The organism is Bradyrhizobium sp. McL0616, from assembly GCF_049993385.1.
GTDB lineage: Bacteria > Pseudomonadota > Alphaproteobacteria > Rhizobiales > Xanthobacteraceae > Bradyrhizobium.
In genome coordinates this window covers 6,165,815-6,186,895 of sequence record NZ_CP188255.1, presented here as the reverse complement: position 1 = coordinate 6,186,895, position 21,081 = coordinate 6,165,815, and the positions used below count along the sequence as shown (strand labels likewise).

Sequence of the window (21,081 nt, the reverse complement as noted above, 5' to 3'; positions counted from 1 at the left end):
AGCGGATCCCGGGCCGCCTTTTCGGGCCCGGATCCGGTAGGGCAGCCATCGACAGACAGGATTGGTTTTGCGGCCGTATTCCCCTATATGGGGGCCGCGGCGGCACCCGCCGGCGTGAGCCCGTGCGGGCGAAAAATGCCCTCCTGTCCAAACGATTGTTGACCAGCCCTCGATGACCTCTGCGAGCGAATTGCGATCCGGTAAGGGTGACCGCGACGAGAATTTTCCCGTCGCGTCCTGGATCATTCACCCACGTCATCGCGCGCTGATCCTGGCGTATTACAATTTCGTCCGCACCGCCGACGACATCGCCGACCACGCAACACTGCCACCTGACCAGAAGCTCGCTTATCTCGACCTGTTCGAGGCGGAACTGCTCGGCAAGGGCGACACCCAGGCCGAAGCCGTCGCCTTGCGGCGCGCGCTCGCCGAACGCGGCATGGCGCCGCGCCACGCGCTCGACGTGCTCGTCGCGTTTCGCATGGATGTCACCAAGCTGCGCTACGAGACCTGGGACGAGGTGATCCACTATTGCCGCTATTCGGCGATGCCGGTCGGCCGCTTCATGCTCGACGTCCATGGCGAGAGCACCTCGACCTGGACCGCGTCGGATGCGCTCTGCGCGGCTCTCCAGATCAACAACCACCTCCAGGATTGCGGTAAGGATTTTCGCGAGCTCAATCGCGTCTATCTGCCGCGTGACGCGCTGGCCGCAAGCGGCGCCTCGGTCGAGCAGCTTGGGCTCACGGAGTCGCCGCCGGCAATGTTGGCCTGCCTTCAGGCGCTCGCCGTCCGCAACGAAGCACTCCTCACCGAGGGCAAGTCGCTGAGCGCGGAGATCAGGGATGTCCGCCTCGGCGTCGACGTTGCGGTGATCCAGGCCTATGCCGACCGCATCGTGCGCCTTTTGAAGGTACGCGATCCCCTGCGCGAACGCGTGCATCTGAACAAGTTCGAGCTCCTCACCTTCAGCCTCGCCGGCATGATCGGCGAAGTCGGCCGCCGTGCGATCGGTCGCAAGGCCATCTCCAGACCAGGGACTGCCCATGACGCTTGAGGCGACCACGCCCGGCGCCGATTATGGCTCGACCGCATCCGGCAGCTCCTTCTATGCCGCGATGCGTATCCTGCCGCGCGACCAGCGCGAGGCGATGTTCCAGATCTACAGCTTCTGCCGCCAGGTCGACGACATCGCCGATTCCGACGGCCCGCGCGACGAACGGCTCGCCGCGCTCCAGGTGTGGCGCAACGACATCGATGCGCTCTATCAGGGGCATCCGCCGGCGCGCCTGAAAGACTACGTCGCCTCCGTAAAGACGTTCGGGCTGAAGCGCGAGGATTTCCTCGCCATCGTCGACGGCATGGAGATGGACGTGCCGCAGGACATCCGCGCGCCCGACATGGAGACGCTCGATCTCTATTGCGATCGCGTCGCCAGCGCCGTGGGGCGGTTGTCGGTGCGGGTGTTTGGCCTGCCCGAAGAGGACGGCATTCTGCTCGCCCATCATCTCGGCCGCGCGCTCCAGCTCACCAACATCCTGCGCGACATCGACGAGGACGCAGGCCTCGGCCGGCTTTATCTGCCGCGCGAGGCGCTGCTGCATGCCGGCATCACCTCCAACGATCCGAACCGCGTGATCGTCGAGCGCGCGCTGCCAAAGGTCTGTTTGCCGCTGGCGCAACGCGCGAAGTCGCATTTCGAGCAGTCGGACGAGATCATGAATCGCAACAGGCGCCGCGCGGTGCGCGCGCCGCGGATGATGTCGAAATACTATCATGCCATCCTGGACCTGCTGATCGCGCGCGGCTTCAACGCGCCGCGCGAGCCGGTGCGCGTGTCGAAGGTCACACGCTTCGCAATCCTGTTCCGCTACGCTTTCATCTGATGCAAAACACAGCTCACATCATCGGCGCTGGAATCTCCGGCCTCTCCGCCGCTGTGCGGCTCGCCAATGCCGGCTTCAAGGTCGCCGTGCACGAGGCGACGCAGCAGGCCGGCGGCCGCTGCCGCTCCTATTTCGACGCCGCCACCAATCTCACCATCGACAATGGCAATCATCTGCTGTTGTCCGGCAACAGCCACGCGCGTGCTTATGCGCGCTCCATCGGCACCGAGGCGGGCCTGGTCGGGCCGCAGCGCGCGCAGTTTCCGTTCGTCGATATCAAGACCGGGCAGCGCTGGCAGATCGATCTCGGCGATGGCCGGCTGCCGACCTGGGTGCTCGACGAAAGCCGCCGTGTTCCCGACACCGGCTTGACGGACTACCTCAAGCTGGCGCCGCTGATCTGGGCGTCGGAGCAGACGCTGGTCGGCAAATCCATTCCCTGCGAAGGCGCGCTCTACCAGCGCCTGGTGCAGCCGCTGCTGCTCGCCGCGCTCAACGTCGATCCGCCCGAGGGTTCTGCCGGACTTGCCGGCGCGATCGTGCGCGAGACCCTGCTTGCGGGCGGACAGGCCTGCCGTCCCCTGATCGCGCGTGACGGCCTCAGCGCTGTGCTGATCGAGCCCGCCGTGAAGTTCTTGCAGGAGCGCGGCCACTCGGTCCAGCTCGGCCACGAGCTGCGTTCCTTCGTCAGCAATGACGGGAAGGTCGGCGCGCTGAATTTCGGCGGCGAGGATGTGATCCAGCTTGGCGCCGGCGATGTCATCGTGATGGCGGTGCCGCCGCGCTCCGCTGCGAGCTTGCTGCCGGGCCTGAAGACGCCGACCGAATTCCGAGCCATCGTGAACGCGCATTTCCGCATTGAGCCGCCGCCGGGTTCGGCGCCGATCCTGGGCGTGATCGGCGGCGTCGTGGAATGGCTGTTCGCGTTCCCGAACCGGCTCTCGGTGACCATCAGCAACGGCGACCGTCTCGTCGAGATGCCGCGCGAGGAACTCGCGCAGGCGATCTGGAACGATGTCTGCAAGGCGGGCGGTGTGTCCGGCGAGCTGCCGCCCTGGCAGATCGTACGCGAGCGCCGTGCTACTTTTGCCGCCACGCCGGCGCAGAACGCCCTGCGTCCGGGCCCGGTCACCGCGCTGAAAAACCTGTTCCTTGCCGGCGACTGGACTGCTACGGGATTGCCTGCAACCATCGAGGGATCAGTCCGGTCCGGTGACCGCGCCGCCGATCTGGTCCTGGCCGCCAAGGGATACTGACGAGCGGCCCTGACAGGCATTTGTCCCGGTCAATTGCAATCAACTATCGGAGTAATCGATCCAGATGGATTCCGTGAACGCGACCGCCCGCGAAGCTTTGGAATCGAAGATATTGGAATCGAGCATTGCGTCGGCCACGCAAGGCGTCCTCGGCTTGCAGCAATCCGACGGCCATTGGGTGTTCGAGCTCGAGGCCGATTGCACGATCCCGGCCGAATACGTCCTGCTGCGCCACTATCTGGCCGAGCCAGTCGATGCCGTGCTCGAAGCCAAGATCGCAAATTATCTTCGCCGCGTTCAAGCCGCCCATGGCGGCTGGCCGCTGGTGCATGACGGCGCGTTCGACATGAGCGCCAGCGTGAAAGCTTATTTCGCGCTCAAGATGATCGGCGATTCCGTCGACGCTGCGCATATGGTTCGCGCGCGCGAGGCGATCCATTCCCACGGCGGTGCCGTCAACAGCAACGTCTTCACGCGCTTCCTGCTCGCGATGTTCGGCGTCGTGACCTGGCGCGCGGTGCCGGTGCTGCCGATCGAGATCGTGCTGCTGCCGTTCTGGTCGCCGTTCCACCTCAACAAGATTTCCTATTGGGCGCGCACCACCATGGTGCCCCTGATGGTGCTTGCCGCACTGAAGCCGCTCGCGAAGAATCCGAAGGGCGTCGGCATCGACGAATTGTTCCTCCAGGATCCGCGCTCGATCGGCATGACCGCGAAAGCGCCGCACCAGAGCATGGCCTGGTTCGTGCTGTTCCGCGCGCTCGACGGCATCTTGCGTGTGGTCGAGCCGATGTTCCCGAAGAGCCTGCGCCAGCGCGCGATCGATGCTGCGCTCGCCTTCACCGAGGAGCGTCTCAACGGCGAGGACGGCATGGGCGCGATCTATCCGCCGATGGCCAACATCGTCATGATGTACGACGCGCTCGGCAAGGACGAGAATTTCCCGCCGCGCGCGATCACGCGCCGGGGCATCGACAAGCTCCTGGTGATCGGCGAGGAGGAGGCCTATTGCCAGCCCTGCGTCTCGCCGGTGTGGGATACGACCCTGACTGCCCACGCGCTGCTCGAGGCCGGTAATGAGCAGGCCGTGCCTGCGGCCAAGCGGGGTCTCGACTGGCTGATCCCGAAGCAGGAGCTCGAGGTCAAGGGCGACTGGGCGGTGAAGCGGCCCGACGTGCGCCCGGGCGGCTGGGCCTTCCAGTACAACAACGCCCATTATCCCGACCTCGACGACACCGCGGTGGTGGTGATGTCGATGGACCGCATGCGCCGCGAGCACGGCACGGCCGGTTATGACGCGGCGATCGACCGTGCCCGGGAGTGGATCGAGGGCATGCAGAGCGACGATGGCGGCTGGGCCGCCTTCGACGTCAACAATCTCGAATATTACCTGAACAACATTCCGTTCTCCGACCACGGCGCGCTGCTCGATCCGCCGACCGAGGACGTCACCGCGCGCTGCGTCTCGATGCTGGCCCAGCTCGGCGAGACCGAGAAGACCAGCAAGCACGTCGCTGACGGGATCGCCTATCTCAGGAAGACCCAGCACCCGGAGGGATCCTGGTATGGCCGCTGGGGCATGAACTTCGTCTACGGAACCTGGTCGGTGCTCTGCGCCCTCAACATGGCTGGAGTTCCCCACACCGATCCGATGATGCGCAAGGCGGCCACCTGGCTGGCCTCGATCCAGAACAAGGACGGTGGGTGGAGCGAAGACGCGGTCAGCTACCGCCTGGACTACAGGGGATGGGAGGCCGCCCCCTCGACTGCCTCGCAAACGGCATGGGCCTTGCTTGCCCTGATGGCGGCTGGCGAGGTTGATCACCCGGCCGTCGCCCGCGGCGTGGAGTACCTGATTGCAACACAGAACGAAAAAGGACTGTGGGATGAGCAGCACTATACCGCCACAGGCTTTCCCCGCGTATTCTATCTGCGTTATCATGGTTACCCGAAGTTCTTCCCGCTATGGGCGCTGGCGCGGTATCGGAACTTGCGGGACACCAACAGCAGGGTGGTAGGGGTCGGAATGTGACTTTGGGCATGGGGGATTATGTTACCGCGGGATATGCCGTTGACCCGCGGCCGATATTGATTGTGACCGGACTGGTTCAGGAGGCCCGCATCGCGGCTGGGCCCGGAATGGCGGTCATTTGCTCGTCGAGCAGCCCGACCCAGTTGCGGGCGCTTCTGACGGTGGTGGATCCCGAGACGATTCGCGGCGTGATCTCGTTCGGCGTGGCCGGCGGGCTGGACCCGACGCTGCGCTCCGGCGATGTCGTGGTGGCAACCGAAGTGCTCGCGGGCGATACCCGCTGGGCCGCCGGCCTGTCGCTCAGTGACGACCTCATCGACAAGCTGACCTCCGGCCGCCGCCGCGTCGTGCGCGGCAGCCTCGCCGGCGCCGAAGAGGTGGTCACGGGCAGTTCCGGCAAGGCCGCGCTGCATTCCGAGACCGGCGCGTCTGCGGTCGACATGGAGAGCCACATTGCGGCCGCCTACGCCGCCGAGGCCGGCTTGCCGTTCGCCGCGGTCCGCGTCATCAGCGATCCCGCCCATCGCGCGCTGCCGGCGCTTGCCCGTGCCGCGATCAAGCCGAACGGCCAGATTGATCTTGCCGCCGTCCTGCGCGGCATCGTGCGCAATCCGACCACGCTGCATGCGCTGGTCTCGACCGGCATCGACTTCAACCGCGCGCTGCGCAGCTTGCGCGGCTGCCGCGACTTCCTGATCGGCACCGAAGTCGTGGAGAGCGAAGCCATAGTCTCCAAAGCGGCCTGAGCGGCTTCTTCGATCTGACAAAAGAAAAGGCCCGCTCGCCATTTGCGATCGGGCCTTTTCTTTTTGATTGGCGGAGCCTGGATGGAGCGACTTGTCCGCCGTAGCTCGAAGAGCGAAGGGGGATGCGGGTATTCACGAACGTTGCATGAGAGCGGCACTTGCCGATCCTCTTCCAGGAGGCGATCGCGTTCCAGTAGCTGTCGGAGTGACAGCACAAGCCTGGTCTACGACGACCTGTCCGCTCGGCAACCCGGAAGCCTTCCCCTGTGACGCCGACAACAATGTCCTGACGCGCAAGATGTCTGCGGCAGACCATCGCCTTCACCTATGACGCACTCAACCGGCTGAAGACCAAGACGCCGCCCTCGTCGAATTACGAAATTGCGGTGATTATTCAAGTTTAAGTGACGTGTCCGGCTGGATCATTTCCGACAAGCGTCGAAATATTGGCACCGCGCCGATGTTTCTTATGCTGATGACAGAAACACGACGATCCCCGATGCCTCCGGCTGCACTGATCTCCCTGGCGACGTCGGTACCTCCCCACGTGTTTTTGCAGGAGGACGTGCTGACGGCGGCATGGAATGTCTTCGGGGCCCGCTTTCCCGAATTCGAAAGGTTCTCAAGCATCTTTTCGAATACCGGAATCGTCAAGCGTCACGGCGTCAAGCCGTTCGACTGGTATCTCGAACGACGAGGCTGGCCGGAACGCACCGAGGCGTTTCTCGAAGGAGCTGAAGCGCTCTTTGTCGATGTCGCCGAGAAGGCGCTGGCGAGCGCTCAACTTGCCGGCGGCGATGTCGACGCTGTCGTGACCGTCACTTCCACGGGAATCGCGACACCAAGTATCGAGGCGCGCGTCGCCCGCCGGATGGGCTTCCGGTCCGACGCGATGCGTGTACCGGTGTTTGGTCTTGGCTGTGCGGGCGGGGTTTCGGGTTTGTCGATTGCCTCGCGCCTCGCCCAAGCGCGGCCCGGCACCAATGTGCTGTTGGTCACGATCGAGCTCTGCTCACTCGCACTTCGCCTGGACGAACTTACCAAAGCCAACATCGTCGCTGTCAGCCTGTTCGGCGACGGCGCGGCTGCAATCGTGTTGCGCGCGGGTGATGGCGGCGCGACACAGATCGAGGCTACCGGCGAACACCTTTGGCCGGATACGCTTGGCATCATGGGATGGAGTGTCGACCCGGAAGGATTCGGCGTCATCTTTCGACGCACCATACCCGACTTCGTCACGAGGCATCTCAACTCCGCCGTGACGGAAATTCTCTCCAGAATGCGCCTTTCGATGGAAGACATTGACCGGTTCATCTGCCATCCCGGCGGCGCGAAGGTTGTCAGTGCATTGGAAAGCGCGCTCGCGCTCGACCAGGGAACGCTTCGCCATGAACGGGAGATTATAGCCGACTTTGGCAACATGTCGTCACCAACTGTATTGTTCGTGCTTGAGCAGGCTCGCGCGAAGGGGCTGCCGGCGCGGTCGCTGTTGACGGCGCTCGGGCCCGGCTTCACCGCGAGCTGTGTCGCGCTACGGCACACCGCGTGACATCTGCTGAACTCATTCTCGGCGCCATCACGCTGCAGCGCGTGGGCGAACTCGTGATTTCGCGCGCCAACACTCGAAAGCTCCTGGCCCGCGGCGCCGTTGAGGTGGCACCCCGGCATTATCCGTTGATCATCACGGTTCATGCAGCCTGGCTGGTGTCGCTGTGGGTGTTCGGACGCGATCAGCCGGTGAATGTCGTTGCCCTGGCCGGCTACCTTATCCTGCAGTGCCTTCGCTTCTGGGTCATCTGGACGCTCGGCCCACGATGGACGACACGGATTATTGTTTTGCCCGAGCAACCGCTCGTGTCAGCGGGACCCTATCGATTTCTGTCGCATCCCAACTATGCGGTGGTTGCCGGCGAGATCGCCGTGCTCCCTTTGGTTCTGGGTCTGCCGCTGCTGGCCGTCGTCTTCACTATCCTCAACGCTACGGTTCTCGCGATCCGCATACGGGCCGAAAACCGCGCCCTCGCCGTATCCCGTGAGACGTTTGTACATGGCGTATAATGACTGAACGGGTGACCGAACCGGGTGCGGCTACGTGGCTTGGCTTCGTCCTGATGTGCCTTGGCATGTTCATGGCGATCCTCGACATTCAGGTCGTCGCCACGTCGCTGCCCACGATCCAGAGTACACTCGCCATATCGCGAGAGGGGATGAGCTGGATTCAAACCGCGTATCTGATCGCCGAGATCATTGCCATTCCACTGACCGGGTGGCTTACGCGCGCTCTGACGCTGCGATGGCTGTTCGTTGTTGCGATCAGCATCTTTACCCTCGCCTCCATCGGTTGCGCGTTCAGCGGCAGTTTTACGACGCTTGTCGGCTTTCGCGTGCTTCAGGGTTTTGCTGGCGGCATGTTGATTCCGGCGGTTTTTTCCGCCGTCTTCCTGCTATTTCCGATCCGCTTGCATCCCGTTGCCACCACCATGGCCGGCATCATGGCCGTGCTGGCGCCGACGGTCGGGCCGGTGGTCGGTGGCTGGATCACCGACACGTGGTCCTGGCATTGGCTGTTTCTGATCAATGTCGTCCCCGGCGTGGTCGCCGCACTCGCCACGCCAATGCTGCTCCCGCGCGAACGACCCCGGTTTTCCGATCTGGCCACCCTCGACGTGCCTTCTCTCGCCCTTCTTGCGGTTTCGCTTGCATGCCTGGAGATCGGCCTGAAGGAAGGCCCGCAACATGGGTGGCTTTCGCCATTCTGCTCTACCCTGATCCTCTTGAGTGCTGCCGCGGCAATTGTCTTCGCTATCCGGACACTCAGGGCTGCGCATCCAGTGGTCGATCTGTCGACATTTAGATCTCGCTCGTTTGCGATCGGTTGCGCATTGAGCTTCTTCCTCGGAATCGGATTGTTCGGCTCAGTCTATCTCATGCCGGTCTTCCTCGCCTATGTTCGACATCATGATGCATTTGAAATCGGCACGATCATGCTCGTCACCGGCGTTGCGCAGCTTGCCGCCGCGCCGATTGCGGGCCTGATGGAAAGCAGGTTCGATCCCCGCTGGCTGTCGGCGGCGGGATTTGGTCTGTTCGCGATCGGACTGGGTTGCAGTGCATTCGAGAGCCGTGTCGCCGACTTCCAGGAAATGTTCTGGCCGCAAGTCTTGCGCGGCGTTGCGATCATGTTCTGCCTGCTGCCTCCGACCCGGCTGGCGTTGGGTTCGCTGACCGCATCACGGGTACCCGACGCAAGCGGCCTGTTCAATCTGATGCGAAACGTCGGGGGCGCAATCGGTATCGCGCTGATCGATACGATCCTTTATGGGCGCACCGGCCCGCACGCCGACGCTCTGCGCGAGCGCCTGATTGCGGGCGATGTGACTGCGGCCCAGGCGATCGGGCTTGACCTGACGTTGTTTACCCACCGCCCTGCGGGGGTCTCCGATGCCACGGTTGAAGCCTATCTGCGTCCCATGGTCGAAAAGGCCGCGTTCGCACTCAGTGCCAACGAAGCCTGGGCGCTCCTCGCGTGCGCGGCGCTGCTGGGATTATTGCTCATTCCGTTCGCGGCTGGTCCATCGGAAGACATTGATGCGGGCACGGACCAGCCCTGAACAACGAAACCACATTGCAGAGAGGCCACCTCCAACGCGCCAAGCCATCAAGACCCGTGCCGGCCGCTATTCGTCTCCGACGCGGCACCCTGTAGCAACAGCACCGCGCGCGCGCGCGGGAGGGATAGGCGCTCAGCGAGAGAACCGTCAGCATAGTTACGGTGTATTACGGTGACAGTGCTGTCACCGTAATTCCCGGCATAGACATCGGAAAAATCCACTTTCCATAGTAAGGTGAATGATGACCGATCAGAAAAAGATTGATGAGATAGTTGACGACTATGCGAAGGCGGCCAGTTTCGATTACGTTGGCCTTTGGCAGATTATAAAGAGAGTCGGACGCGAATTTGGCCTTCCAGAGCGGAGCGAAAACAAGAAACTGGTTCTGCAAATCATCAACGAGCTGTTGTCGGCCGGGTTAGAGGCTGTCACTTTAAGCTCTTCTGGTCCGGGGTGTATCCCTTGGCAAAATCAGGATTCTAGTTACGTGTTAAATCGCATTTCTACGGAGTGGGATAATCTGGGTCGCGATCCTAATCCTGGTGAAATCGTTTGGCTTAACAACAAGCGCAATGCTTAAGTCGGATTGGCTGTCTCACTGAGGGTTGCGAATTACGGTGACAGTGCTGAACTGCACCGCTGAAGTGAGACACGTTAATTGTAGTGACAGTGGGGTTGTCACGATGCGTTACCGTTTCGCGATCGCGAACCGTTGGCGATGCAAGCGTATTGCACGCCGCGGTCGGAGTGATGGATCAGGCTGCCGGTTTCGGCTTCCGGGCGGCTGCGAGAGGCCGGTGCCGCTTTCGAATTAATTACGGTGACAGTGCATTCAATTGACGCCGCCCGCTTTGCCGGGCATGTAGCGGCATGGCCCGTCTTGCCCGTGTTGTCATCCACAGTCATCCGCGCCACGTCACCCAGCGTGGCAACGGTCGCGCCCGTACGTTCTTCGAGGACGGCGACTATGCGCTGTACCGCGACTTGCTCGCTGCGAATTGCAAAGGAGGCGACCGATTCATCGCCCGTATCGAGCGCCAAACCGGGCGCGTTCTAAAGCCAGGCAAACGCGGGCGCAAACCATCGGCACTGGAGGACAACTGATTTCTGGCGGCAATTACGTGCACTGTCACCGTAATTCCGGTCTACCCATTATGCAGGTGGGAGCAACGACGCTAAGACCGTGGGAGGGTGGGGGTGGGTCCAGCGGCCCTGGAGGAGTTTCGGCGCCGCTAGGCGCCTATAACTTCTTTGGCGGAGGGAGTGTTGTCGGACGGCCTTCGGCAACTGGGAGTGGCGGAGGTGGCCCGTCCTCCGGGGGAGCGGGGCCCAATTTCATTGTGTCACCCGGCGGTACTGTCTATCCTGTTCCGCAGGGGGCTACCGGACCCCAATCACCGGCCTTCGGAACTGGTCTCCAATTTCAAGGTGGCGCAGGCGGGTCGGGTTTAGACTCGAGAGTGACCGGATTCCGGTTCATGGATTCGCAGCCCAACTCTCCCTATCAATATCCAAATGGTTATGGCGCTTATAACAACATCGGTGGTCAAACCGTAAATCCGCTAACCGGTCGTGTAATACCCAATAGCGATCCTTTGGCGCATATCCCGGCGCAATAGGAAGAACAGATGAACAAATTAGACTTTTCGATTCTGATCGGATTGAAGGGGAGGTGTCTGTCCGCCGTCACTTTCGTGCAGGACTATCTGCAACTTCAATTCGATGGACCTTTTCTTAACCTATTTGTTTGGCCGCGAGTAGTTGTCTCGGGCATCACCCTGAGCCTAGGAATGCCCGGTTATCGAGACACACTTTGCGGTCAAATTGGAAAAACCGTGGGAGGAGTAGCTGTGGAAGCAGATGTAACGCTCCGGTTATTTTTTACTAATGGCGCGATCATCGAGGTATCACTGCTTCCTAACGCTCGCTCGGGACCTGAAGCGATAGTCTTTCAAGACGGTAACGGAGGTTTCGCTGTCTGGTGAAGTTGTCTCGTAAAGCGTATGCTTACGTCAATGATGACCCGTTGAAACTCGTAGTTTCTGAAGGGTTGGCAGCGGAAGCCATCAAGAGCGCCAAGTGATCTTTACAACAAGTCCATCCTGAGGCTTGAATTGCGGTTCCAGTACTAGGATTACGGTGGCAGTGCTGGACTGCACCCGATAAGTGAGCACGGCAATTGCAGTGACGGTGGTGCTAGCATGACACGTTACCGTTTCGCGAGCCGTTGGCGGTAGGCGATGCAAGCGTATTGCACGCCGCGGTCGGAGTGATGGATCAGGCTGCCGGCTTGGGCTTCCGGGCGGCTGCGAGAGGCCGGTGCCGCTTTCGAATGGGCGACGATGGCATAGTGCCTCTGTTTTGCCCGGCGCGTCAAACGTAATTCGTAAAATACGAAATTAGTGCCGGCCTTCAATTGCACACGAACTGACGGCGCGCCTCGAATTGCGGTGCAACACCGCGGAATCCCCGATCATTGCCCGTTTGCCGCTGATTTATCCGACGCGGCAAAGGCTTAACCGAACGGACAAGGCGCCGTTCGGCTGGCGTGTCTCTACTTTGCATGGGGTTGTTTTGCACTTTTTTGCAGGACGGCGGTCCAGTCCCGCAAGAAGGAGAGGGGGCGCAGTCCGCACATTGATTCCACGCCTCCCCGCTGGCGCTTGAGCTGAACAAAGAAAAGGCCCGATCGCGATGGCGACCGGGCCTGTTTCGTTGGTAGTTGCTTGCGCGCTTACGCGGCGGTCGAGGCCTTCCGTGCGGCCTTCTCCTGTGCGGCGGCGGCTTCGTCCTTGCGAATCTCCGACAGGCGCTTCTGCACTTCCGCCGAGAAGATGTACTGCGCCGGCCGCTGCTTGGTCATGTCGATCTCGGGCGCCATCGGACCCGTGGTCCTGATGCCGCGCAGCGACACCCACATCGCCTTGATCGGGTTGTTCAGTGCTGCGGTCGCCGCCGTCGGCTCGTAGCCGCAATGGGCCATACAGTCCGCACACTTCTCGTACTTGCCGGTGCCGTAGGTCTCCCAGTCGGTGGTGTCCATCAGCTCCTTGAAGGTTTTTGCGTAGCCTTCGCCGAGCAGGTAGCAGGGCTTCTGCCAACCGAAGATGTTGCGCGCGGGCATGCCCCAGGGCGTGCACTCGTATTCCTGGTTGCCGGCGAGGAAGTCGAGGAACAGGCCGGAATGCATGAAGTTCCACTTCTTGCCCTTGCCCATGGCGAAGACGTCGCGGAACAGCTTCTTGGTCTTGGTGCGGTTGAGGAAGTGCGCCTGGTCCGGCGCGCGCTCATAGGCGTAGCCGGGCGACATCGAGACGCCGACACCGAGCTCGACGGTGAGGTCGAGGAATTTCGCGATCTCCTCGGCCGGATGGCCGTCGAAGATGGTGGCGTTGACGTTGACGGTGAAGCCGCGGGCCTTCGCCGCCTTGATCGCGGAGACGGCGCGGTCGAACACGCCCTTCTGCGACACGGCCTTGTCGTGATGGTCCTTCAGGCCGTCGAGATGCACGGAGAAGAACAGATAGGGCGAGGGCTCGAACAGATCGAGCTTCTTCTCGAGCAGCAGCGCGTTGGTGCAGAGCGAGACGAACTTCTTGCGCGCCACGAGGCCGCGCACGATCTCGCCGATCTCCTTGTGGATCAGCGGCTCGCCGCCGGGGATCGCCACCATCGGCGCGCCGCACTCGTCAGCCGCATCCCAGCACTCCTGTGCTGTCATGCGGCGATTGAGGATCGCATCCGGATAATCGATCTTGCCGCAGCCGACGCAGGCGAGGTTGCAGCGGAACAGCGGCTCCAGCATCAGCACGAGCGGATAGCGTTTGCGGCCAAGCATCTTCTGCTTGAGCAAATAGCCGCCGATACGCATTTCCTTGAAGAATGGGATAGCCATTACACGTTTTCTTTCTGGGCTTGAAATTCGGGGGTAGGTCAGCTCGCAGCCAGTTGGGCCGGAAGCCTGAATTCGATGTTTTCCTCGCGGCCCGGGAGCACCGACACCGTCACCGGTCCGATCCGCCGCAGCGCCTCGATCACGTCATCCACCAGCACCTCGGGCGCCGAGGCGCCGGCCGTGAGGCCGACAGTCCTGGCACCTATCAACCACTCCGGATTGAGCTCGCGGCCATCGGCGATCAAATAACTCGCTACGCCGGCCTCAGTGCCGATTTCGCGGAGCCGGTTCGAGTTCGAGCTATTGGCAGCGCCCACCACCAAGATCACGTCGACCAGCTTGCTCAAGTCCCTTACCGCAGATTGGCGGTTCTGTGTCGCATAGCAGATATCCCGGATGTCCGGGCCTTGAATATCTGTAAATCTGGCCTGGAGAGCCCCGATAATGTCCCTGGTATCGTCGACCGACAGCGTGGTCTGGGTGATGTAGGCCACTGGCGTATCCGTAGGCAGCGTCAGGGCCCTGACATCCTCGACGCTCTGGACCAGCAGGACGGGGCCGGGAACCTGGCCCATGGTGCCCTCGACCTCTGGATGGCCGGCATGGCCGATCAGGATCAGGGTGCGGCCCTTGGTGATGTAGCGCTTCCCCTGATTGTGAACTTTCGTGACCAGGGGGCAGGTGGCATTCAGCACCGGAAGGTCGCGCGCCGCGGCCTCGTCCTCGACGCTGCGGGCGACGCCATGGGCGCTGAAAACGGTCACTGCCTTCGGTGGAACCTCGGACAGCTCCTCGACGAAGATGGCGCCCTTGTTCTTCAGGCTCTCGACGACGTACTTGTTGTGCACGATCTCATGGCGCACGTAGACCGGCGGGCCATACTTCTGCAGGGCCCTTTCCACGATCTCGATCGCGCGCACCACGCCCGCGCAAAAGCCGCGCGGCTGCGCTAGGTAAACTTCCATTGGACGCCCATCACGCAAGTTGCACCAATCCGCTCATTTGTCCCCGGCGGCACCCCGCTACTCGCCAATGTTGCAATATCCGCACCATTGGTTCGCGACCGCGGTAACCGCCCACCCCATCTGGGCCCCGGCGCATGCAGGCACAGCACTTTGTGTCAAAAAATCGGCAATAAGGGAAGATGGAATGAACCCTGGGTTCCCCGCTGAGCCAAGATTGCGGTATTATAATACAAAATTCCGTGTGAGCGAAATGGCGACATTTGTGCTCACCCCTTCGTCACTTTACCGCCTCAACTCCCCGGCTATACCGGCCGCCCCGCATGATTTTGCCATGGTCTCCCGGCGTTTACTTCGAACCTTGTTCCCGCGAGAGCCACTCAAAACAGCAATAGGTTTCGCTCCGGAACTCCGATAAACAGCGGGCGTTTCCGGCGAGCTGTTAACACTAGAAAGAAAAGACGTGCTGCAAAGCGTAGTCGTTGTCATCGTTAGGGCCTGTACCCGATTTGCCTCCCTCGTCGTCGTTCTCGGGCTCCTGCTGGCGGTGGGGGCGGGCTATTACACGTCCCAGCACTTCGCCATCAACACCGATATCAATTCGCTGATTGCGCAGAATCTGGATTGGCGCCAGCGCGACCAGCAGTTCGACCGCGCCTTCGATCGCGACGCGACGATTCTCGCGGTGGTAGAGGCCAAGACGCCGGAGATGGCGACCGCGGCCGCCGACGCGCTCTATGCCAAGCTGAAGGACAACAAGACCGACTTCCTGTCGATGCAGCAGCTCGGCACCGGCGAGTTCTTCGAGAAGAACGGCCTGTTGTTCCTGCCGACAGAGGAAGTTGCCAAGATCACCGGCCAGTTCGAATCTGCGGCACCCCTGATCGAGATCATGGCCGGCGATCCCTCGATCCGCGGCTTGACCGGCGCGCTGGAGACCGGGCTTGCCGGCGTCAAACGCGGGCAAGTGAAGCTCGACAACACCGAGCGGCCCTTCAACCAGATCGCGCAGACGGTCGATACGGTTCTCAACAAGGGCAATGCCAGCTTCTCCTGGCGCGAGCTCGTCAGCGACCAGCCGCTGTCGGATTCGGACAAGCGGGCCTTCATCGAGTTCAAGCCGGTCCTCGACTATAACGCGCTGGAGCCCGGCAAGGGCGCCACGGACGCCATCCGCAAGGCCGCTGCCGATCTGGATTTTCCGACCAAATACCAGGCGCGGGTGCGGCTGACCGGCCCGGTGCCGATCGCCAACGAGGAATACGCCACCGTCCAGGAAGGCGCCGTCGTCAACGGCATCGGTACGGTGGTCGTGGTGCTGCTGATCCTGTGGCTCGCGCTGCACTCCTCGAAGATCATCTTCGCGGTGTTCATCAATCTGTTCGTCGGCCTTGCGCTGACGACCGCCGCCGGCCTGATGATGGTCGGCTCGTTCAACCTGCTGTCGATCGCGTTCGCCGTGCTGTTCGTGGGACTGGGCGTCGATTTCGGTATCCAGTACAGCGTCCGCTACCGCTCGGAGCGCTACAAGCACGACGATCTCTCCGGCGCGCTGGTGCTTGCCGCGAAGCGCTCCGCGGTGCCGCTGTCGCTGGCGGCAATGGCGACGGCCGCCGGCTTCCTCTGTTTCCTGCCGACCGACTACAAGGGCATTTCCGAGCTCGGCCAGATCGCCGGCGTCGGCATGCTGGTGGCGTTCGTCTCCAGCATCACCATACTGCCCGCGATGCTGAAGCTGCTGAACCCGCCCGGCGAGATGGAGCCGGTCGGCTATGCCTTCCTGGCGCCGCTCGATTACTTCCTGGAGAAGCACCGCGTGCTGGTCGTGGGCGGCACGCTGCTGCTGGCGCTCGCGGGCCTGCCGCTGCTCTACTTCCTGAAGTTCGACTTCAACCCGATGAACCTGCGCAACCCGAAGGCCGAATCGATCGCGACCTTCCTCGACCTGCGCAAGGATCCCAACACCGGCGCCAATGCCATCAACGTGATGGTCACATCGGAAGAGCAGGCCAAGCAGGTCGAGGCCAGGCTCGAGAAGGTGCCGGAAGTGCTGCGGGTGATGTCGCTCAACAGCTTCGTGCCGGAGGACCAGCAGCCGAAACTGAAGCTGATCGCGCAGGGCGCCAAAGTGGTGAACCCCGCTCTCAACCCGGATCAGGTCGACGCGGCGCCGTCGGACCAGGAGAACGTCGAGTCGCTGAAATCCTCGGTCGACAATTTGCGCCGGACCGCCGGTGACGCGAAGGGCCCGGGCGCAATCGCCTCGCGCCGGCTCGCGGATGCGCTCGACAAGCTCGCCAAAGCCGATGAGGCTACGCGCAACAAGGCGCAGGACGTGTTCGTCACGCCGATGAAGATCGTGTTCGACCAGCTCAGGAACGCCATGCAGGCCGAGCCGGTCACCCTGAAGTCGCTGCCGCCCGAGCTCGTCAACGCCTGGAAGAGCAAGGACGGCATCATCCGCGTCGAGGCGCAGCCGAAGGGCGATCCCAACGACAACGACACGCTGCGCAAGTTTGCGGCAGCGGTGCTCGCTGCTGAGCCGACCGCGATCGGTGGGCCAGTATCGATCCTGAAATCCGGCGACACCGTCGTGAACGCCTTCATCCACGCCGGTATCTACGCGCTGCTGGTGATCGGCCTGTTGCTGTGGGTCACGTTGCGGCGGATCACCGATGTGCTGATGACGTTGGTGCCGCTTCTGGTTGCCGGCGCGGTGACGCTCGAGATCTGCGTGCTGATCGGCCTGCCGCTCAACTTCGCCAACATCGTCGCGTTCCCGCTGATGCTCGGCGTCGGCGTCGCCTTCAAGATCTACTATGTCGTCGCCTGGCGCTCGGGCAGGACAAACCTGCTTCAGACCAGCCTGACGCGCGCGATCTTTTTCAGCGCGCTGACGACGGCGACCGCGTTCGGCAGCCTGTGGCTGTCGAGCCATCCGGGCACGTCCAGCATGGGCAAGCTGCTGGCGCTCTCGCTGGTGACGACGCTCGCCGCCGTGCTGCTGTTTCAGCCCGCCCTAATGGGCAAACCCCGCAATCTCAGGGAGTAGGCAGATGTCGCCGACCGGGTCGGCGGCGCCTTTCTGACCGGGCTTGGCCGCGGCGGCGCTCTTCGGAGCTGCCGTCGTCGGCGCGGGTGCTGCGGCAGCTGGCGTTGCTGCGGCCTTGGGCGCCGCGCCAGTGGTTTTCAGCGCACCCTTGGCCATGGCATTGGCGGGGCTCAAGGGAATCGGCGGCCCTACGCGGGTCCAGGTCTCTCCGCCGCACAGGAAGCCCAGCACGCAGCCCTTGATCTCGAGCTGGTCGGCGCCCACCGGGGTGATGGTCGACGAGTAGAGCTGGCCGTCCTTGGCGTTGTAGACTTGGCCTTCCCACTGGTCGGCGCCGGCCGTCTTCTTCATGTCGATCAGGATCGCCATGCCGAGCGTCGGCCTGTTCTTTTTTGACACATCCGGATTGTACTCGTCGCGCCCGCCCGCGGTTTTTTCCCAGGCAACCGCGCCCCACATGCTGCCATTGCATTGGGCGACGCGGATGTTGGCGACGCCGTCGGCGACCCGCCAGTCGCCGGTCGGATCGGCGGCGAGCGCGGGCGTCAGGCAGGTGTAACCACCAGCCAGTATTATTCCGGTGTAAATGGCCAAACGCATGAGTGTTCCTTGGGAGTGCAACATGGTTTAAAGCTGTGCTTGCGAAGATGGTCCGAAAAAGGGCAAAAGGCCGCACAGACCCTTTTCCGCTTACTGACCGTTTTCAGTTGACGAAGCGGCCCTCAACCGAAGTATGTAGCGGATGAACAGTCCAAATCCAGACATGTCTCAGCTATTCGCGGACCGTCAGGCCCAGCGCAGCGCCCTGCATAATCGGTATCTGAACGAGCAGTTCGTTCGGGTTCTCAAGACCATCGGCTACGATGTCGGCTTCCAGAAGGGGCAGGGGCAGTACCTCTACGATCGCGACGATGCGCGCTATCTCGACCTTTTGTCCGGTTTTGGCGTGTTCGCGATCGGGCGCAATCATCCGGTGATGCGCGAGGCGCTGAAAAGCGTGCTCGATGCCGATCTGCCCAACCTGGTCCAGTTCGATGTCTCGGTGCTCGCCGGCGTGCTCGCCGAGCGGCTTTTGAAATATGTTCCCTATCTCGACAAGGTGTTCTTCGCCAATTCAGGCGCCGAATGCGTCGAAGCCGCGATCAAGTTCGCGCGCGGTGCCACCGGCCGCCCCGGCATCGTCTATTGCGCCCACGGCTATCACGGCCTGACCTATGGTGCGCTGTCGCTGACCGGCGATTCGAACTTCCGCACCGGCTTCGAGCCGCTGCTGCCGGGCTGCACCTCGGTCCCGTTCAACGATCTTGCTGCGCTGGAAAAAGCGTTGGCCTCGCGCGAGGTCGCCGCCTTCGTGGTCGAGCCGATCCAGGGCAAGGGCGTCAACATGCCCTCCGATGAGTTCCTGCCGGGCGCGGCTGCGCTCTGCAAGAAGTATGGCACGCTGTTCGTCGCCGACGAGATCCAGACCGGCATGGGCCGCACCGGCCGCTTCCTCGCGGTCGAGCACTGGAACGTCGAGCCCGACATGGTGTTGCTGTCGAAGTCGCTGTCGGGCGGCCATGTGCCGGTCGGCGCCGTGCTGACGCGCAAGAGCATCTTCGACAAGATATTCAACCAGATGGACCGCGCGGTGGTGCACGGTTCGACTTTCTCCAAGAACGACCTGGCGATGGCTGCGGGCATTGCCACGCTCGACGTCATGGAGTCCGAGAAGCTGATCGAGTCCGCCGCCAAGCGCGGCGCCGAGCTTCGCCTCGCACTGACGCGCATGGTGCCCGGCTACGAGTTGCTGAAGGAAGTGCGTGGCAAGGGCCTGATGATCGGCATCGAGTTCGGTCCGCCGAAATCGCTGCGGCTCCGGGCCTCCTGGAATGTGCTGGAGGCCGCCAACAAGGGCCTGTTCTGCCAGCTCATCACCGTGCCGCTGTTCAAGGACCACAAGATCCTCACGCAAGTCGCCGGCCACGGCAGCCACACCATCAAGCTGTTGCCGCCGCTCACCATCACCGAAGAAGACTGCAACTGGATCGAGCGCGCCTTCGACGACGTCATCGCCGGCAGCCACAAGGTCCCCGGTGCGATCTGGTCGCTCGGCAAGACGCTGGTGGACAACGCGGTGAGAAGGTCGGCGTAAGTTCACCGATCTATCTCAGCAATTGTCATTGCGAGCGAAGCGAAGCAATCCAGTCGGAGGCGGTCTGGATTGCTTCGCTTCGCTCGCAATGACGGCGCAGCCTAACTACCCCTCCACATTCGCCTTCATCGCCGCCTCGAACTTGTCGACGAACTCGGTGAGCTCATCGCCGCCGATATCGCTCACGGCCCAGAAGTTCAGGCCGCGTTCGCCCCAGCGTCGGCAGTTGAAGCCCTGCATGCTCTGCGTCTTCGGCGGCCGATGCTCGGTGCTCGCGGTCTGCGCCACGAACAGGTTGATCACGTGCTGCCGGCGCCGGTAGACCACTGCGCCGATGGCGCGCGCATCGACATAGTCGAGCCGGCCGCCGACCAGCGTGAAGCCTTGCGCGGTGAGATCAATCACGGGCGGGGCGACGTCGAGCTTGCCGTTGAACCACGGTTTGACGGTGTGCTGATCGGTCGAGACCACGTCGATGAGGTGGCCGGCCTGAAGCGAGCGCAGATGGGCGGAGACGACCTCCGAGAGGACGCGCTGCTGGTCGTCCTGACGCAGCACGACGGCGACGACGCCGGAGGCGGCGAGCGCGGAGACCGCCGAGCCCATCGCAAAACCGCGCAGTATGGAGCGCCGGCTGGGCTGCGGTCGCGCCTGCGGCAACGACGCCTCGATACGGGCGCGCAGGCCGGCAGGTGCGGTATAGCGCAGCTTCGTATCGGCCAGCACGCGCTGCATCTCGCGTTGCGCCGCGTACTCGGCCGTACAGGCCGGGCAGCTTGCGATATGGGCTTCGACCTCACGCGCATGGCCGGCATCGAGCTCGTTGTCGAGCAGCGCGTGAAGCAGGATCTTTGCTTCGTCGCAGGTCATTTCGAGTGCTCCTCTTCCGCCGTCCAGGCCGCGCGCAGCATGGCGCGGGCGCGTGCGAGGCGGGACATCACGGTGCCGACGGGGGCGCCGACGGCTTCGGCGATTTCACGATAAGACAGGTTGTTGATCTCCCGCAGCACGAAGGTTTCCTTGAACGGCTCGGCAAGCGCATCGATCATCTTGCGAATGGCGCCGGCGTCGCGGCTGCGCAGCACCTCGGTCTCCGGGCTCGCCTCGCTCTCCTGCCACATCGGCGTCTGGTCGGCGGCGCCGGGCGTGTCCTCGATCCCGGCGTGCGAGTGCGCGCGTCTGGCATATTCGGCGTTGCAGACATTGCGCAGGATCGCGAACAACCACGGTTTCATGGCCGGTCCGCGATAGCTGTCGAAATGCTTCAGCGCGCGCAGAAAACATTCCTGCACCGCGTCCTCCGCGTCGGAGGCATCGCGCAGCAGATAGCGTGCGAGCGTGTAGACGTCGTCGAGATAGGGCAGCGCCGCCTCGCGGAAGCGTTGTGCCTTCTGAAAATCGTCGCTGACGGGCATCGCCTCTCGCTTTGCCTCTTGCTGCGTTTCGTAGGTCGTTTCGCTCTTTATGTCATTCTTGGCTTCGTCTTTGGGCCTGACCGAAGCCACGC

The 21,081-nt window shown here is 62.7% G+C and carries 19 protein-coding genes; 13 read left to right on the top strand and 6 right to left on the bottom strand.

Annotation, left to right across the window (positions count from 1 at the left end; all coding sequences use genetic code 11):
- The first annotated feature begins 172 nt into the window (after positions 1 to 172).
- The 9 genes from hpnC (at position 173) to ACPPVR_RS29900 (ending at position 10,111) form a co-directional block, all read left to right on the top strand.
- Positions 173 to 1,057, top strand: coding sequence for a squalene synthase HpnC (hpnC, locus tag ACPPVR_RS29940; RefSeq protein WP_426610154.1), 885 nt, complete (start codon positions 173 to 175; stop codon positions 1,055 to 1,057).
- Positions 1,047 to 1,886 (top strand): presqualene diphosphate synthase HpnD, encoded by an 840-nt coding sequence (hpnD, locus tag ACPPVR_RS29935; RefSeq protein WP_426610153.1) that lies wholly within the window; start codon positions 1,047 to 1,049, stop codon positions 1,884 to 1,886. Before hpnC ends, hpnD begins: the two co-directional genes overlap by 11 nt.
- On the top strand, positions 1,886 to 3,142 hold the full coding sequence (hpnE, locus tag ACPPVR_RS29930) for a hydroxysqualene dehydroxylase HpnE (protein ID WP_426610152.1): 1,257 nt from the start codon (positions 1,886 to 1,888) through the stop codon (positions 3,140 to 3,142). Before hpnD ends, hpnE begins: the two co-directional genes overlap by 1 nt.
- 64 nt (positions 3,143 to 3,206) lie before the next feature.
- A complete protein-coding gene (shc, locus tag ACPPVR_RS29925; RefSeq protein WP_426610151.1) occupies positions 3,207 to 5,174 on the top strand; it encodes a squalene--hopene cyclase in 1,968 nt (655 codons plus the stop codon).
- Positions 5,171 to 5,920, top strand: coding sequence for a phosphorylase (locus ACPPVR_RS29920; protein ID WP_426610150.1), 750 nt, complete (start codon positions 5,171 to 5,173; stop codon positions 5,918 to 5,920). Before shc ends, ACPPVR_RS29920 begins: the two co-directional genes overlap by 4 nt.
- A gap of 499 nt (positions 5,921 to 6,419) precedes the next feature.
- Positions 6,420 to 7,469, top strand: a complete 1,050-nt coding sequence (locus ACPPVR_RS29915; protein ID WP_426616208.1) for a type III polyketide synthase — start codon at positions 6,420 to 6,422, stop codon at positions 7,467 to 7,469.
- Positions 7,466 to 7,978 carry an isoprenylcysteine carboxyl methyltransferase family protein gene (locus tag ACPPVR_RS29910; RefSeq protein WP_426610149.1) on the top strand — a complete coding sequence of 171 codons (513 nt, stop codon included), beginning with the start codon at positions 7,466 to 7,468 and terminating at the stop codon, positions 7,976 to 7,978. The genes ACPPVR_RS29915 and ACPPVR_RS29910 overlap by 4 nt, the downstream gene beginning before the upstream one ends.
- Positions 7,978 to 9,531, top strand: coding sequence for a DHA2 family efflux MFS transporter permease subunit (locus tag ACPPVR_RS29905; RefSeq protein ID WP_426610148.1), 1,554 nt, complete (start codon positions 7,978 to 7,980; stop codon positions 9,529 to 9,531). The genes ACPPVR_RS29910 and ACPPVR_RS29905 overlap by 1 nt, the downstream gene beginning before the upstream one ends.
- 238 nt (positions 9,532 to 9,769) lie before the next feature.
- A complete protein-coding gene (locus tag ACPPVR_RS29900; RefSeq protein ID WP_426610147.1) occupies positions 9,770 to 10,111 on the top strand; it encodes a hypothetical protein in 342 nt (113 codons plus the stop codon).
- A 98-nt stretch (positions 10,112 to 10,209) separates the two neighbouring features.
- Here the strand turns inward: ACPPVR_RS29900 and ACPPVR_RS29895 are convergent, their stop codons facing one another.
- Positions 10,210 to 10,572, bottom strand: coding sequence for a hypothetical protein (locus ACPPVR_RS29895; protein ID WP_426610146.1), 363 nt, complete (start codon positions 10,570 to 10,572; stop codon positions 10,210 to 10,212).
- A gap of 437 nt (positions 10,573 to 11,009) precedes the next feature.
- Between ACPPVR_RS29895 and ACPPVR_RS29890 the strand changes: the two genes are divergently transcribed.
- Both ACPPVR_RS29890 and ACPPVR_RS29885 read left to right on the top strand, forming a co-directional pair.
- Positions 11,010 to 11,150 (top strand): hypothetical protein, encoded by a 141-nt coding sequence (locus ACPPVR_RS29890; RefSeq protein WP_426610145.1) that lies wholly within the window; start codon positions 11,010 to 11,012, stop codon positions 11,148 to 11,150.
- 9 nt (positions 11,151 to 11,159) lie between these two features.
- Complete coding sequence (locus ACPPVR_RS29885; protein WP_426610144.1) at positions 11,160 to 11,516, top strand: hypothetical protein; 357 nt, start codon at positions 11,160 to 11,162, stop codon at positions 11,514 to 11,516.
- Positions 11,517 to 12,265: 749 nt separating this feature from the next.
- On the opposite strand, the gene hpnH is transcribed toward ACPPVR_RS29885, so the two are convergent.
- Together hpnH and ispH are read right to left on the bottom strand one after the other, a co-directional pair.
- Positions 12,266 to 13,426 (bottom strand): adenosyl-hopene transferase HpnH, encoded by a 1,161-nt coding sequence (gene hpnH / locus ACPPVR_RS29880; protein ID WP_426610143.1) that lies wholly within the window; start codon positions 13,424 to 13,426, stop codon positions 12,266 to 12,268.
- Positions 13,427 to 13,464: 38 nt separating this feature from the next.
- Positions 13,465 to 14,391, bottom strand: coding sequence for a 4-hydroxy-3-methylbut-2-enyl diphosphate reductase (gene ispH, locus ACPPVR_RS29875; protein ID WP_426610142.1), 927 nt, complete (start codon positions 14,389 to 14,391; stop codon positions 13,465 to 13,467).
- A 460-nt stretch (positions 14,392 to 14,851) separates the two neighbouring features.
- On the opposite strand from ispH, the gene ACPPVR_RS29870 reads away from it, so the two are divergent.
- Positions 14,852 to 17,440: an MMPL family transporter gene (locus ACPPVR_RS29870; protein ID WP_426610141.1), complete on the top strand. Its 2,589-nt coding sequence runs from the start codon at positions 14,852 to 14,854 to the stop codon at positions 17,438 to 17,440.
- On the opposite strand, the gene ACPPVR_RS29865 is transcribed toward ACPPVR_RS29870, so the two are convergent.
- Positions 17,408 to 18,040, bottom strand: coding sequence for a DUF2147 domain-containing protein (locus ACPPVR_RS29865; RefSeq protein ID WP_426610140.1), 633 nt, complete (start codon positions 18,038 to 18,040; stop codon positions 17,408 to 17,410). The two genes, ACPPVR_RS29870 and ACPPVR_RS29865, sit on opposite strands and share 33 nt — an antisense overlap.
- A 142-nt stretch (positions 18,041 to 18,182) precedes the next feature.
- Between ACPPVR_RS29865 and hpnO the strand changes: the two genes are divergently transcribed.
- A complete protein-coding gene (hpnO, locus tag ACPPVR_RS29860) occupies positions 18,183 to 19,574 on the top strand; it encodes an aminobacteriohopanetriol synthase HpnO (RefSeq protein WP_045006520.1) in 1,392 nt (463 codons plus the stop codon).
- Between the two features lie 105 nt (positions 19,575 to 19,679).
- Here hpnO and ACPPVR_RS29855 read toward each other — a convergent pair whose 3' ends face one another.
- On the bottom strand, positions 19,680 to 20,444 hold the full coding sequence (locus ACPPVR_RS29855; protein ID WP_426610139.1) for an anti-sigma factor family protein: 765 nt from the start codon (positions 20,442 to 20,444) through the stop codon (positions 19,680 to 19,682).
- A complete protein-coding gene (locus ACPPVR_RS29850) occupies positions 20,441 to 20,989 on the bottom strand; it encodes a sigma-70 family RNA polymerase sigma factor (protein WP_426610138.1) in 549 nt (182 codons plus the stop codon). Before ACPPVR_RS29850 ends, ACPPVR_RS29855 begins: the two co-directional genes overlap by 4 nt.
- Positions 20,990 to 21,081 lie beyond the last annotated feature (92 nt).